The 13,086-nt window shown below is 51.8% G+C and carries 16 protein-coding genes and 1 pseudogene; 10 read left to right on the top strand and 7 right to left on the bottom strand.

The features are described from left to right. From GAP13_RS11465 to GAP13_RS13035, 9 genes are all read left to right on the top strand, one after another. The coding region (locus tag GAP13_RS11465) for an uL15 family ribosomal protein (protein WP_186338833.1) at nt 1-304 on the top strand (304 nt) is incomplete at its 5' end. A 19-nt stretch (nt 305-323) separates the two neighbouring features. Next, nucleotides 324-1,643 carry a preprotein translocase subunit SecY gene (gene secY / locus GAP13_RS11460; protein WP_158907813.1) on the top strand — a complete coding sequence of 440 codons (1,320 nt, stop codon included), beginning with the start codon at nt 324-326 and terminating at the stop codon, nt 1,641-1,643. A 52-nt stretch (nt 1,644-1,695) separates the two neighbouring features. Next, nucleotides 1,696-1,809: a 50S ribosomal protein L36 gene (gene rpmJ, locus GAP13_RS11455; RefSeq protein ID WP_158907814.1), complete on the top strand. Its 114-nt coding sequence runs from the start codon at nt 1,696-1,698 to the stop codon at nt 1,807-1,809. 16 nt (nt 1,810-1,825) lie between these two features. Next, complete coding sequence (gene rpsM, locus GAP13_RS11450; protein WP_158907815.1) at nt 1,826-2,197, top strand: 30S ribosomal protein S13; 372 nt, start codon at nt 1,826-1,828, stop codon at nt 2,195-2,197. A 9-nt stretch (nt 2,198-2,206) separates the two neighbouring features. After that, nucleotides 2,207-2,605, top strand: coding sequence for a 30S ribosomal protein S11 (rpsK, locus tag GAP13_RS11445; RefSeq protein WP_158907816.1), 399 nt, complete (start codon nt 2,207-2,209; stop codon nt 2,603-2,605). Nucleotides 2,606-2,620: 15 nt separating this feature from the next. Further along, complete coding sequence (gene rpsD, locus GAP13_RS11440; protein WP_158907817.1) at nt 2,621-3,256, top strand: 30S ribosomal protein S4; 636 nt, start codon at nt 2,621-2,623, stop codon at nt 3,254-3,256. A gap of 9 nt (nt 3,257-3,265) precedes the next feature. Next, on the top strand, nt 3,266-4,321 hold the full coding sequence (locus tag GAP13_RS11435) for a DNA-directed RNA polymerase subunit alpha (RefSeq protein WP_158907818.1): 1,056 nt from the start codon (nt 3,266-3,268) through the stop codon (nt 4,319-4,321). After that, the gene (gene rplQ / locus GAP13_RS11430; protein WP_158907819.1) at nt 4,311-4,733 is read left to right on the top strand and encodes a 50S ribosomal protein L17; all 423 of its coding nucleotides are present in this window, start codon (nt 4,311-4,313) and stop codon (nt 4,731-4,733) included. Before GAP13_RS11435 ends, rplQ begins: the two co-directional genes overlap by 11 nt. Nucleotides 4,734-4,755: 22 nt before the next feature. Then, nucleotides 4,756-4,926, top strand: a complete 171-nt coding sequence (locus tag GAP13_RS13035; protein WP_186338834.1) for a hypothetical protein — start codon at nt 4,756-4,758, stop codon at nt 4,924-4,926. A 72-nt stretch (nt 4,927-4,998) separates the two neighbouring features. On the opposite strand, the gene GAP13_RS11425 is transcribed toward GAP13_RS13035, so the two are convergent. From GAP13_RS11425 to GAP13_RS11405, 5 genes are all read right to left on the bottom strand, one after another. After that, on the bottom strand, nt 4,999-5,703 hold the full coding sequence (locus GAP13_RS11425) for an ABC transporter ATP-binding protein (protein ID WP_158907820.1): 705 nt from the start codon (nt 5,701-5,703) through the stop codon (nt 4,999-5,001). Beyond that, the gene (locus GAP13_RS11420; RefSeq protein ID WP_158907821.1) at nt 5,703-6,473 is read right to left on the bottom strand and encodes an ABC transporter ATP-binding protein; all 771 of its coding nucleotides are present in this window, start codon (nt 6,471-6,473) and stop codon (nt 5,703-5,705) included. Before GAP13_RS11420 ends, GAP13_RS11425 begins: the two co-directional genes overlap by 1 nt. After that, nucleotides 6,473-7,465 (bottom strand): branched-chain amino acid ABC transporter permease, encoded by a 993-nt coding sequence (locus GAP13_RS11415; protein ID WP_158908449.1) that lies wholly within the window; start codon nt 7,463-7,465, stop codon nt 6,473-6,475. Before GAP13_RS11415 ends, GAP13_RS11420 begins: the two co-directional genes overlap by 1 nt. 11 nt (nt 7,466-7,476) lie before the next feature. Next, on the bottom strand, nt 7,477-8,388 hold the full coding sequence (locus tag GAP13_RS11410; RefSeq protein ID WP_158908448.1) for a branched-chain amino acid ABC transporter permease: 912 nt from the start codon (nt 8,386-8,388) through the stop codon (nt 7,477-7,479). Between the two features lie 160 nt (nt 8,389-8,548). Continuing rightward, the gene (locus GAP13_RS11405; RefSeq protein WP_158908447.1) at nt 8,549-9,661 is read right to left on the bottom strand and encodes an ABC transporter substrate-binding protein; all 1,113 of its coding nucleotides are present in this window, start codon (nt 9,659-9,661) and stop codon (nt 8,549-8,551) included. Between the two features lie 238 nt (nt 9,662-9,899). Between GAP13_RS11405 and rarD the strand changes: the two genes are divergently transcribed. Continuing rightward, nucleotides 9,900-10,829, top strand: coding sequence for an EamA family transporter RarD (gene rarD, locus GAP13_RS11400; protein WP_158907825.1), 930 nt, complete (start codon nt 9,900-9,902; stop codon nt 10,827-10,829). Between the two features lie 135 nt (nt 10,830-10,964). Here the strand turns inward: rarD and hutI are convergent, their stop codons facing one another. Together hutI and GAP13_RS11390 are read right to left on the bottom strand one after the other, a co-directional pair. Continuing rightward, a complete protein-coding gene (gene hutI, locus GAP13_RS11395) occupies nt 10,965-12,248 on the bottom strand; it encodes an imidazolonepropionase (RefSeq protein ID WP_158907826.1) in 1,284 nt (427 codons plus the stop codon). Between the two features lie 18 nt (nt 12,249-12,266). After that, nucleotides 12,267-13,086 (bottom strand): annotated as a pseudogene (locus GAP13_RS11390) (hypothetical protein); the annotation flags it as partial.

Here is a 13,086-nt window from a genome sequence, read left to right as displayed (position 1 = left end):
GTACAGGCGTCTGCCTCATCGCGGTTTTTCCAATTACCCATTCCGCAAGGAATACCAGATTGTGAACATCCGGGATCTCGAAGGCAAGTTCCAGGCAGGCGACACGGTCGACACCGTGAGTCTCTTCATGAAAGGGCTTGTAAGAAAGCCTGAACTGCCCGTCAAGCTACTCGGCGAAGGTCAGATCGAAATTGCGCTCACAATAAGCGTTGATGCGGTCTCATCCAGTGCGAAGACGAAGATCGAAGCAGCGGGCGGCAAAGTGGAAGTGCCTGCAGCAACCGGTTCTTCAGCAGATGCGTAAAGAATAAAGGCAGGAGCGAATGGCTGGTACACTCGTAGATATTTTCAGAGTCAAGGAACTGAAGGATAGGATTTTCTTTACTCTGTTCTGGCTCGCAATTTTCCGTCTGGGAGCATTCTTGCCCATACCTGGAATCAATGCGAGCGCCTTGCAGTCATATTTCGCAAACCAGGCCAACACCGGCGGCGGAATCACCGATTATCTTGACTTCTTCGCAGGCGGCGCATTCAAGAATTTCTCCCTGTTCATGATGGGTGTCATGCCCTATATCAGCGCGCAGATCATTATGCAGCTCTTGCTCGTCATCTTTCCCAAGCTCAAGAATATTGCGGAAGAAGAAGGCGGGCGTCGCAAAATTTCCCGCTGGACAAGGATTGGGACCATCGGTATTGCTATCATTCAGAGTTTTTCGGTTACGGTATGGGCTGACCGGATTCCCAATGCCATCGCGATGTCCAATAGGACGATGTATACGATTGTAGCTGTGATCACAGTAACGACAGGCACCATGTTCCTCGTGTGGATCGGCGAGCAGATAACCAAGCGCGGCATTGGCAATGGCATATCGCTACTCATTTTTGCAGGTATTGTTGCCCGTCTGCCGAATGCGACCTACGAGCTCATCAAGAAGATTCAGCTCGGCGAAATCAATGCGGTGTACGCCATTGTCGTGCTCATCATGTTTGTTGCGGTTGTCGCGCTGGTCGTGCTTGAACAGCAGGGGCAGCGAAAAATCCCTGTCAACTATGCAAAGCGTATCGTGGGCCGCAGGATGTACGGCGCGCAGAACACCTATATCCCGTTCAAAATCAACCCGTCGGGCGTTATCCCTGTCATCTTTGCCTCGAGCCTTCTGACGTTCCCTCTACAGATTGCGCAGAGTTTTGGCGTGCAGGCAAAATGGCTGAGAGATTTTTCATACTGGCTCAGGCCGAGCGGATTCTGGTACAACTTCTTCTATGTCGTGTTCATTATTTTCTTTGCGTACTTCTATACGCAGGTGACGCTCAACCCGCAGGAGATTTCGAAGAATATCCGCGAAAATGGCGGCTCGATACCAGGTATCCGCAGCGAAAAGATGGAAGAATACCTGACACGAGTGCTCAATCGGATCATTCTGCCAGGCTCGCTCTACCTCGGCCTTATCGCCTTGATTCCGACGCTGGTGCAGCGGCTGTTCAATTTTCCGAGCCAGATGGCATATCTGCTGGGCGGTACATCGCTGCTTATCCTTGTCGGTGTCGATCTCGATACCATGGCGCAGGTAGAAGCGCTTTTGAAAATGCATCACCATGACGGCCTGGTGCGAAAAGGGCATATCAGGTCGAGGAACCTATAGAAACTTTTGACAGAATGGTATTTAATTGCGTGTTTGCGAACAGGGGGAACCCATGAAGGTTAGAACAAGCGTCAAGAAAATTTGCGATAAATGCAAGATAGTGCGGCGCAATGGTGTGGTTAGGATTGTCTGTGAGAATCCTAAGCACAAGCAGAAACAAGGCTGAGAGCAGGAGGAAGCTCATGGCGCGTATTGCGGGAGTTGACCTCCCTAACAAGCATGTTGATATCGCCCTCACCTATATCTATGGGATCGGGCGGACGAGTGCAATCAAAATTTGCGAAGCGACGGGAATCGATCCCGCCAAAAGGATAAATGATCTCTCGAATGAAGAGATCAACGAGCTGCGCAAAGTAATCGAAAACGAATACAAAGTTGAAGGCCGCTTGAGAACTGAAATTGCGCTGAATATCAAGCGTCTGATGGATATTGGCTGCTATCGCGGCCTACGCCACCGCAAAGGTCTTCCCGTTCGCGGCCAGCGGACGAGAACGAACGCGCGCACGCGCAAAGGTAAGAGAAAGACCGTTGCAAACAAGAAGAAAGCCGTCTAACGGAGGGGCATGAACGTGGCTGCGACTACGACAAAGACGAAGAAGAGAAAAGAGAAAAAGAGCGTATATGAAGGGAATGTCTATATTCAGGCAACCTTCAACAATACGATTGTGACCGTGACCGACCTCAATGGAAATGCTATTTCATGGTCGAGTTCCGGAAGCCATGAATTCCGCGGTGCCAAAAAATCGACGCCATTTGCCGCTCAGACTGTAACCGAAGCTGCGGCTCAGAAGGCGATTCAGGCGGGTTTGCGCGAAGTGCATGTGTTTGTGAAAGGGCCCGGCATTGGCCGAGAGTCCGCAATCCGACAGCTCGGCGTAATGGGACTCAAAGTCAAGTCGATCAATGACGTGACACCGATTCCCCATAATGGCTGCAGGCCTCGGAAGGCGCGCCGCATTTAAGAGGGGGTTACAAGAATGGCTAGATATATCGGACCTGTATGCAGGCTTTGCCGTGCTGAAGGAAGAAAGCTTTTCCTCAAGGGCGACCGCTGCCGCAGCGACAAGTGCCCAATCAACAAGAAGCGGCTTCCCCCAGGGAAAGCGCCCAAGACACGCCTTGGCAAAAAATCCGAATATGCGGTTCAGCTTCGCGAGAAGCAGGCGCTCAAGAGAAATTATGGCCTCATGGAGCAGCAGTTCCGCAATACGTTCGAAAAGGCGCTCGGTTTGCCTGGGAAAACTGGTGATAACCTTATCATTCTTCTCGAGCGCAGGCTTGACAATGTCGTATACCGACTGCGTTTTGCGAGCTCTCGCGCTCAGGCGCGCCAGCTTGTGAACCATGGACATATCGCCGTGAACGGCAAGCGTGTAAACATTGCTTCTTACCTGGTAAGAGCGGGCGATGTCATTTCCGTGATCGGTGCAGCAAAAAAGATGGAATCCATCCGCCAAGCCCTCGAAGAAGTGCAGAAATCTGGTGTAATGCCTTGGCTTGAGGTCAATGCAGATGAAATGACCGGCCGCTTTGTTACCAATCCGCAGCGCCAGGATGTTACAGATATTGCGGATATCAAGGAACAGCTGGTCGTCGAGTTGTACTCGAAATAAGGAGCGGAAATGGCGCGCAAAAACCTACTTAAAGGTTTCAAAAAGCCGAAGGGCATCACCTACGAACAGAGCGAATCTACCGACACATACGGAAAGTTCGTTGCGTATCCTTTTGAGCCAGGCTATGGAACTACTGTCGGGAATACCCTGCGCCGCATCCTGTTGTCCTCCATTCAGGGGTATGCGATTACCGCGGTGCGCATAACTCGATATGATGACGAAGGTGTACCGCATGTCATTACGAGCGAGTTCGAAACCATCCCCGGGGTGGTAGAGGACACGATTGAGGTACTGAACAACCTCAAGAAGCTGCGCGTCAAACTCCCGAACGACAAGGAAGAACTCACCCTCGAATACGAGATCAAGGGAATGGAAGAACTACGCGGGAGCTTCTTTGCCGACCAAAGCTCGCTCATCGTGCTCAATCCCGAACTCAAGATTGCTTCGCTGGATCCGTCCGTGCACCTTGGCCTTGAATTGCAGGTGAATCTTGGCCGCGGCTATGTGCCGAGCGAAGTCAATGAAAAATTCATCGATGTGGTCGGCACGATTCCGATGGATGCTATTTTTACGCCTGTAAAAAAGGTAAAATACTCGATTGAGCCGACTCGCGTTGGCCAGCGTTCCGACTACGACAAGCTCGTGCTCGAAATCTGGACAGATGGGACAATAAAGCCGGAAGATGCGCTCGGTGAAGCAGGCAAAATCGCCAAGGATCATTTTTCGATTTTCATCAACTTCGACGAGAATGAAGCAGGCGGCGAAGAGACTAGCGACGAGATCGAGGAGCGCGTGCGCCAGATTCTCAACATGCCGGTCGAAGAGCTCGAGCTGTCCGTGCGCTCGTTCAACTGCCTCAAGAATGCGAACATCAGGACTATCGGCGATCTTACGAAGAAAACCGAGGAAGAGATCACCAAGACAAGGAATTTCGGCAAGAAATCCCTTCAGGAGATCAAGACCAAACTCGCCGAGTGGAACCTCAGCCTCGGCATGGCGGACTATTCCGCGCTGAGAAATCACATAAAACTCAACATGAAGAAGGAAGAGAGCGATGAAGCATAAGATCGGCTATAACAAACTCAACCGAGTCGCCGCTCACCGCAAGGCCCTTATCCGGAATATGGTTACCGTGCTGTTCAAGCAGGAAAAAATCGTAACCACCAAGGCCAAGGCGCTCGAAGCGAGACGCGCAGCAGAAAAGCTCATTACGAGGGCGAAAGAAGATTCCGTCCACAATCGAAGGATTGCGTCTGCCAGGCTCTATGGTGAAGATGCAGTTGCAAAACTGTTCACCGATATCGGACCGCGCTTCAAAGAGCGCAATGGCGGCTACACTAGGATTCTCAAACTCGGCAATCGCGCGAATGACAATGCGAGCCTTGTGGTACTCGAGCTTGTCGGCCAGAAAGCCGATGAGAAGAAAGCCGAGCGCGAAAAGCGCAAAGCAGAGCGGAAGACAAAGAAACAGGCCTGAAGGTCGCAGGGAGGAAACTGATATGTCCAAAGCTCACAGGGGCAAAGGATTGCGGGAAGTGGTATCGAGTGGCCGCGGGACCTGTCCGGTATGCGGACGCACTGGCGTCAAAGTGATCTACGAACAGGAAATCGAAGGCAAAAAGACGAAAATTTGCAAAGTGTGCAAGGCGCACATGGCAAATGCAAAATAAGGCGCGCACAGAGCACGTGCAACATTCAGCTATGAAAAGGCCGCCCGGCAATGCGCCAGGGCGGCCTTTGTTTTACACGCCCAGATATGCCTCGCGTACGCGCTGATCGTGTTCGATAGCTTTTGCCTCGCCGGAAATAGTGGTATAGCCGACCTCGAGAATATACGCAAAATCGGCTATTTCAAGAGCCTCCATTGCATTCTGCTCTACCAGCAGAACCGTCGTTCCTTGCTTGTTGATTGCAGCAATGCGATCGAATATTTCATCGACCAGCACAGGGGCCAGCCCCATCGAAGGCTCGTCGAGAAGAAGCAGTTTTCCTCCAGTGACAAGCGCGCGCCCCACTGCCAGCATCTGCTGTTCCCCGCCAGAGAGCGTGCCACCAAGCTGGCTCAATCGTTCCTTGATGCGCGGGAATATTTCGCAGACCTGATCGATTCGGCGGTTCACCTCGGTTTTATCCTTTATGGTCCAGCCCGCAAGCTCAAGGTTCTCCTTTACAGTCAGCGTAGGAAATATCTTGCGCCCTTCGGGAACATGCGAAATACCCAATGGCACGATCTTGTGGGCTTCGAGATTTGTAATATCCTTGCCTTCAAACACGATTGAACCGCCGGCAGCGCGCTCGAGCCCTGAAATTGCGCGGAGTGTTGTTGTTTTGCCTGCGCCGTTCGCGCCTATAAGCGTGACAATCTTTCCGTCGGGAACCTCGAAACTTACATCTTTGATCGCTTCGATCTTGCCGTAATTGACCTTGAGATTTGTTACTTTCAGCATTATGTACCTCGCTTTCCCAAGTAGGCTTCGAGAACCCGCGGGTCATTCTTGACCTTGTCCGGTAGGCCTTCTGCAATTGTCTCGCCAAAATCTATCACTTTGATCCATTCGCAGATGCCCATGATGACCTGCATATGGTGCTCAATGAGGAACACGGTGACCTTGAATTCGTCACGAATACGGCTGATAAGCCGCATGAGGTCATCAACTTCTTTGGGGTTCATGCCCGCCGCCGGTTCGTCAAGAAGAATGAGCTTGGGCTTGGTGGCAAGCGCTCTCGCGATCTCGAGCCGCCGCAGCTCTCCGTACGGGAGATTTTTAGCGGTTTCCATTGCGCGATTGGAAAGATGCATGAGATCGAGCAGTTCGAGAGCTTCCCTTTTGACCGCTCGCTCTTCGCTTTTGAAAGAGGGCAGGCGCAGAATGGAAGCAAACAGGCTGGAAGTAGTGGTATAGTGGCGTGCAATGCGGATATTGTCGATCGCGGAGAGGTTTCCGAAGATTCGAAGATTCTGGAAAGTCCGGGCAATTCCTTTATGCACAATTCTGAATGACTTCATGCCCTTGATATTTTCGCCCTGGAAATTGATTGCCCCTTCAGTAGGGTCATAAATGCCGGTAATCAGATTGAAGATGGTGGTTTTCCCGGAACCGTTCGGACCGATAAGACCATAGATGGAGCCTTCGGGTATCTCGAAATTGAAATCGTAGACCGCCCGCAAGCCGCCGAAAAAATGGGTCAGATGTTCGATTTTTAGCAGGGGGGTCATCAATCAACCTCCACATTCTTGATGATTCTTGATTCTCTCATTCCCATTAATCCCTCATTCCTGAATAGCATGATAAAGATAAGAAGGAGCGCATAGACGACCATGCGCCATTCCCCTCCAATCGGGAGGCCCGTCGCGTCAGCAAGCGCTCGTATACCGAGCCTCAAACCCTCCGAGAGGAAGGTGAGTCCGAAAGCTGCCAGGATGGATCCTGTGAGAGAACCTACGCCGCCTGCGTAGATCATAATCAATACTTCGACAGATTTGATAAAACCAAACTGCGTAGGGTGCGCGAGCTGAATGAGGTGAGCGAGCAGCCCGCCTGCAATACCCGCAAAAAAAGCGCCAAAAGTGAAGGCCATCACTTTATACCGTGTTGTATTGACACCGACGAGCTCGGCAGCAAGCTCATTTTCCCTTATCGAAAGCATGGCTCGCCCATGCGACGATTCAATCAAATTGCGGATAATGACGACTGTAAGAAACGCAGCGACAAGTATCACCGTAAAATTTGAAAATTTAGGAATGCCGAGCAGCCCGCGAGGACCGCCGACTGCATCGATATTATTGAAAATCGTTCGAATGATCTCGCCGAAACCCAGCGTTACGATCGCAAGATAGTCTCCCTTTAGACGCAACGAAGGAAACCCGATGAGGAATCCCACAAATGCGGCGACGACACCCCCTGCTATAATGGAGAGAAGAAATGGCAGCATGCTGGCTGGATTAGTCACCGAGAGCTTAAGGATCAACGTAGTAAGAGAACCCGAAACATAGGCTCCCACCCCGGCAAAGCCCATATGCCCCAGAGAAAACTGCCCCGTGATGCCGTTGATGAGATTCAGGCTTGTCGCAAGTATGACATATATGAGCGATAAATTGATAATATGCAGCAGATAGCCATTCAGGATTTCTGTTCTATAGAGGACCTCTACAACTATGTAAAATAGAACCACTGCAATCAAAAAGCGCGGCAATTTGCGTACATTCATGCGGGTTCCTCCTAGATCTTGTCAGCAATTTTTTCGCCCAGAAGGCCTCTTGGGCGGATTAAGAGGACGAGAATGAGAATTGCAAATGCTATTCCTTCTCCAATGAGCGAGTTATACGCAGAAGCAAAAGTTTCGGCGATGCCCATGATATAGGCGCCGAGCATTGCACCAGGAATGTTGCCAATGCCCCCAAGCACTGCAGCGATAAATGCCTTGAGACCAGGCAGAATACCCATGTACGGGAAAATGCGCGGGTACGTCATGCCCGCCAGAAGACCCGCAGCACCTGCAAAAGCCCCGCCGACCATAAAGGTGAAAGAGATGACTTTTTCAATGTCGATTCCCATAAGACGGGCTGCATCCTTGTCCTGCGAGACTGCGCGCATTGCCTTGCCAAGCGTTGTTTTTCTTACAAGAAGCGTCAGTCCCACCATGAGAATTGCTGCAACCGCCAGGTCAATAATCACAAGATTCGAAATGACCGCATTTCCAAGGCGGATTTCCTTTCGCACAATAATATCCGGGAACGACCGATAAGAAGGACCGATTGCCGGTAATGCAGAAAAGAAATATTCAATAAACATCGAAACACCGATTGCAGTGATGAGCGAACTGAGCTTTGGCTTATATCTGAGCGGTTTATAAGCGAATTTATTGGTCAGGTAGGCAATACTAGCGCCACCGATCATTGCGGCCAACAGCACTAAAAACGCGAGGGTACCTGATCTCCCGGCAACGAGGGCATTGAACATGTAGAATGAGCCGTATGCGGCATATGCGCCGATCATGAAAAAATCGCCATGTGCAAAATTGATAAGCCGCACAATTCCGTACACCATCGTGTAGCCGAGCGCAATGAGCGCGTAGATAGAACCAAGCTGAAGACCATTGAGAATCTGCTGGAGACTGAAAATCGATCCCATGGTTTGAACCCTTCTTCGCCTTTGTATTTACAGGGCGAAACAGAGAGCATTTTCCCGCCAGTGCGGAAAATCAGAAAGGCTCGCCACGCTCCGGAAAGGTGGAGAGCTATATTAATAGAGAGAAGGGCTGTCCGGAAAGGACAGCCCTTCAGGATTCATGTCATGGATTGACAGTAGTCCGATACACCTGTTTGCCGTTCTTGATCTCGATAATAACCGCAGACTTGATCGGATTGCGGTTTTCGTCGAATTTGATCCGGCCGGAAACGACATTGATATCGGTTGCTTTGAGCGCATCGCGAATGGCTGCTCCCTTTGTAGAACCAGCACGCTTGATGGCATCGAGCATGATATACATGGCGTCGTAGCCGAGTGCTGCGAGCGCATCAGGTTCCGCACCGAATTTGGCTTTGTATTTCTTTACAAAATCCTGGACAATGGCCCGCTTGTCTTCAGATGAATAGTGATTGGTGAAGAAACCGTTTTCGACTGCGGTACCGCCGATTTTGACCAGTTCGGGCGAGTCCCATCCATCACCACCGACGAGTGGACCCTTGAAGCCGAGTTCACGGGCCTGCTTTGCAATGAGTCCGACATCGTTGTAGTAGTCGGGGATGTAGATCACATCAGGCTTGCCCTGCAGAATTTTTGTCAGCTGCGCTTTGAAATCAGTTGTACCAGTTGGGTGCCCCTCGAAGGCTACAACTTTTCCGCCAAGTTTTTCGAATTGCTTTTTGAAGTTCTCGGCGAGGCCTTTGGTGTAATCGTTGCCCAGGTCGAAAATCGCTGCTGCGGAACGGGCTTTGAGATCGTTGAAGGCGAAGTTTGCACCTACTGTCCCCTGGAACGGGTCGATGAAACAAGCGCGGAAAATGTAATCGCCGACAAGTGTTACCTTTTCGTTTGTCGAAGTTGGGCTGATCATAGGAATGCCCGCAGCCTGGCTAATAGGAGCGCCAACCAGCGACACTTTGGACATGACCGTGCCGACAATCGCGACGACATTGTCCTGCTGAATCAGTTTGTTCCATACAATTGCGCCTTCTGAAGGATCGCCTTTGTCGTCCTCGAAGATCAGTTTTGCCTTGCGGCCGCCGAAAATACCGCCTTTTGCATTCCATTCATCAACAGCCATTGTCATGCCGTTTTTGGTGGAAATGCCGAAGGTTGCTGCTTCGCCGGTAACAGGACCGATGCCGCCGATTTTTATATCCTGTGCGTAGGATGCGGCGACCAACACGACGAGCGCCATTACAAACAATACTTTCTTCATACTGCCTCCTTACTTGCAGTTGCTCTCTTGGTGTAATATATGCACCAAGAGAATTGTATTTACATATAGAAACAGCGAATTGCGCCATGTCAATATATTTGCCTGTAGATTTTTGTGAATTTTTGCAATTTTATTACGAGAGCATATCGAATTTTATGCCTGGCGTTTCAAAATTTGAAATTTGGGTTCCTGTGTAAAGCATTTCACAAGCTTCAGGAAGAAAAGGAGACTGAAAGGAATGGCGCAAGAAAAAGCGCAAACATCGATGGAACATGAAACACGGACGGGACGTTTCAGCCAAAAACAAGGCCTCTTTGCTGCGATAGGTGCTTACGGGCTTTGGGGTATTTTTCCTCTGTATTGGAAATTGCTTTCATCTGTGTTGCCGCTGCAGATACTCGCTCACCGAATCCTGTGGGCAGCAGTGTTTTGTCTTATGCTGCTATTGGCCAGAAAAGAAATGTCCAGCCTGGGTGTTGCCTTGAAGGATCCGCGAAAGCGCGTGCTGGTCGGCGCGGCTGGATTGCTCGTAACTGTGAATTGGGGAATGTATATTTATGCAGTCAACTCTGGCCATGTGCTTGAAACCGCGCTAGGATATTACATTAATCCTCTTCTGTCAGTTGCGCTTGGGGCAATGCTGTTCCGCGAGCATATCGACAGGTGGACTCGCATTGCGGTTGGAATTGCTTTGGTGGGAATTGTCGCTGCTGGTATCCTGTATGGGCGGGTGCCTTGGATTTCGCTCATACTTGCGATTACCTTTGCGCTGTACGGCGCCGTTAAAAAGGGGCTGGGGCTTGCGCCGATTACGAGTCTGGCACTGGAGACATTCTCTGTAGCGCCGCTTGCGTTTGCCTTTTTGGCGGTCATGCATGCACAAGGGGCGGGTTCGTTTGGCAATGCGGGTTTGAGGGTGACGGCCCTTTTGGCTTTGAGCGGGGTAGTGACTGCAGTCCCTTTGCTGCTGTTCGGGGTGGCGGCGACAAGCATTAGTCTGCAGCTGATCGGCTTTATCCAGTATCTGACGCCGACCTCACAGCTTTTGCTTGGATTATTCCTGTATAAGGAGAAACCGAATGCCGCGGTTGTAGCGGCTTTTGTGGCGGTTCTGGTGGCAGTGGTTATTTTTGCGGTCACTCGATTCAAAAAGGGGGAACCAGCTTAGTGCTCCCAAGCTTGTGCCGCCCTAATCTTAGTGCTTCGAACCTTGTGCCGGGTGCATAGAAGGCATTCGCGGGCGCGGGCGGCGCTTTTGCTAGTGCTTCCAACCTTGTGCCGCACTCTGCCGTTATGAAGACCTTTAAATTCGGGCCGGCCCAAGAACATTGCCGTTTTGCCAGACAAGAATTCCGCGCTTGAACACAGAATGAACAAGATTCATGCCCGCATGGTAGGCAAGGTGCCCCGGCGAAGGCGCATTTAGGAGCAGAAAATCAGCGTCCTTTCCTGGTTCGAGCGAGCCTGTCTGCGCAGCGAGCCCGAGTGCAGCAGCGCCATTGAGCGTGAGAGCGGTAAGCGCTTCTTCGATGGACATGCCCAGATAGAGCACAGCGAGGGCGAAAATAAGCGGAATAGATTGACTATAGCAGGAGCCGGGGTTGAGATCGCTTGCCAAGGCAACCGCGCAGCCGGCATCGATAAAGCGGCGGCCGCTGGCGTACGGCTCGCGGAGATTGAAGGCGGTGAGCGGCAAGAGGCAGGCAATTGTGCCGGCGGCGGCGAGGGCCTGGATGTCCTGATCGGAGGCCTTGAGGAGGTGGTCGGCGCTTGTGGCGCCGAGCTCGGCAGCTAGGCCGGCGCCGCCTAGAGGTTTGACTTCGTCGGCATGAAGTTTGAGCGCGAAGCCGGCTGCGCGGGCTTGTTCGAGGTACCAGCGCGAATCTTCAATGCCAAATACGCCTTCTTCGCAGAAAATGTCAACAAAAGGGGTCTGACCCCTTTTCTTAAATAAAGGGAAAACTTCGCGGACCAAAAAGGCAAGGAATTCGCGGGGGCGGTCTTTATATTCAGGAGGAATCGAGTGGGCTCCCAAGAATGTGGGGATAATAGTGAGGGGCATGACTGTTGACAGCTCGTCCATCGCTTGCAGCTGGCGAAGTTCTGTTTCCTTGTCGAGGCCGTAGCCGGATTTGCCTTCTACTGTGGTGATGCCCAATGAGAGCATTGTCTCGAGGCGAGCCTTGCCAAGGCGAACCAATTCTTCCAATGATGCGCGGCGTGTTGCATCGACACTCTTCTGGATGCCGCCTCCTCGTTGGTGCATTTCCATATAGGGAATACCCTGGGCGCGCCAGTAGAATTCATCCTCGCGCCAGCCGGCAAAAATAAAATGCGTATGGCTGTCGATAAAGCCAGGAACGCAGGCGCGCCCTTCTGCGTCGAAAGTTGGAGCTGCCGTGGCCGCGGCGCGCAGCCGCGCCTCTTCGCCGATTGCAGAAATGCGCCCGTCTTCAATATATAAGCAAGTGTCGCGGAATTTTTTCACGCGCCCCATGGCCGGGCCCGCGGCTGCGCGCAGTCCCTCGGCCGTCCACAGCTCTCCAATATTATGAACAAAAAGCGCCTTTTGTCGGTTCTCGGCCATATGCGCGCCTGCTGTCCATCAGGCTTTCTGCTGCCCTTGATACAGCGGATCCAGGCCGATCGATCCCCAGATGCGTTTCAGGTAGTTCGGAGCCATAAGCTGCTCAAGCCGGCCATGGGCGCTCGAGAGTTCAGCCTGTACTCGGCGCTCGGTCAGGCTCTTCGGCTCGGCGCGCTCAGCGAGGAACTTTCTCAGATAGGAGATCGACGATTCGATATAGGCGATTTCATGTTCCCGATAGCGCTCAAGGCGCTCGCGGTACCAGTCCGAGGACAAGACATATTCCCTATCGAACAGCTTGCGCACTTCGGGATCCTGGATGCTCTTGCCTTCGTAATTGCCATACGCCATGACGGAAAGTACTGCTTTGAGCGGCGGTATAGCTGCTTCGACCGAGCCGTCCTCGAAATATGCCTTTGCCGATTTTTCCATCGCTGCGGCGATATTCTCGATGCCATCGACAAATTCCTCGAGCGATTGGAGTTCTGGCCTCAGCATGTCTTCAGGGAACACGACCGAAGGCGTATCGAACAGCCTTCCAAGGTACGTCGCAGCAAAGAGCGGTGTGATGCGCCATCCAAGCCGGGATGCAGGAATGAGCCGGCCTTTGTACTTGAAGTCTTCGACTTTTTCGAGGTAGCCGTGGCTCTTCAGGAATTCCGGATCGCGTTCTTCGGGCCCCATACGCGCCCACAACTCGGGCATCATGAGGGAGATATCGTGATCCATTTTGTATTTGTGACCGATATGCCCTGCCGCTGTGGTAAAGCCTGCATAACCCGTAAGAATGAAGGCTAGGAGAGCGTTGTTGAGGTCCGTGGTGGGTACAAGCGCATTG

The organism is Rectinema subterraneum, from assembly GCA_009768935.1.
Lineage (GTDB): Bacteria > Spirochaetota > Spirochaetia > Treponematales > Rectinemataceae > Rectinema > Rectinema subterraneum.
The sequence above is the reverse complement of the archived record's forward strand: the minus strand, read 5'-3'. Positions and strand labels throughout refer to the sequence as shown.

Bases quoted from the DNA above. Each gene is read 5' to 3' on its own strand.
- hutI (WP_158907826.1), bottom strand. From the start codon at position 12,248: ATGGCCGAGAACCGACAAAAGGCGCTTTTTGTTCATAATATTGGAGAG.
- rplQ (WP_158907819.1), top strand. From the start codon at position 4,311: ATGAAGCATAAGATCGGCTATAACAAACTCAACCGAGTCGCCGCTCAC.
- GAP13_RS11410 (WP_158908448.1), bottom strand. From the start codon at position 8,388: ATGGGATCGATTTTCAGTCTCCAGCAGATTCTCAATGGTCTTCAGCTT.
- rpsK (WP_158907816.1), top strand. From the start codon at position 2,207: ATGAACGTGGCTGCGACTACGACAAAGACGAAGAAGAGAAAAGAGAAA.
- rpmJ (WP_158907814.1), top strand. From the start codon at position 1,696: ATGAAGGTTAGAACAAGCGTCAAGAAAATTTGCGATAAATGCAAGATA.
- GAP13_RS11420 (WP_158907821.1), bottom strand. From the start codon at position 6,473: ATGACCCCCCTGCTAAAAATCGAACATCTGACCCATTTTTTCGGCGGC.
- rpsM (WP_158907815.1), top strand. From the start codon at position 1,826: ATGGCGCGTATTGCGGGAGTTGACCTCCCTAACAAGCATGTTGATATC.
- GAP13_RS11435 (WP_158907818.1), top strand. From the start codon at position 3,266: ATGGCGCGCAAAAACCTACTTAAAGGTTTCAAAAAGCCGAAGGGCATC.
- rarD (WP_158907825.1), top strand. From the start codon at position 9,900: ATGGCGCAAGAAAAAGCGCAAACATCGATGGAACATGAAACACGGACG.
- GAP13_RS11405 (WP_158908447.1), bottom strand. From the start codon at position 9,661: ATGAAGAAAGTATTGTTTGTAATGGCGCTCGTCGTGTTGGTCGCCGCA.
- GAP13_RS11425 (WP_158907820.1), bottom strand. From the start codon at position 5,703: ATGCTGAAAGTAACAAATCTCAAGGTCAATTACGGCAAGATCGAAGCG.
- GAP13_RS13035 (WP_186338834.1), top strand. From the start codon at position 4,756: ATGTCCAAAGCTCACAGGGGCAAAGGATTGCGGGAAGTGGTATCGAGT.
- GAP13_RS11415 (WP_158908449.1), bottom strand. From the start codon at position 7,465: ATGAATGTACGCAAATTGCCGCGCTTTTTGATTGCAGTGGTTCTATTT.
- rpsD (WP_158907817.1), top strand. From the start codon at position 2,621: ATGGCTAGATATATCGGACCTGTATGCAGGCTTTGCCGTGCTGAAGGA.
- secY (WP_158907813.1), top strand. From the start codon at position 324: ATGGCTGGTACACTCGTAGATATTTTCAGAGTCAAGGAACTGAAGGAT.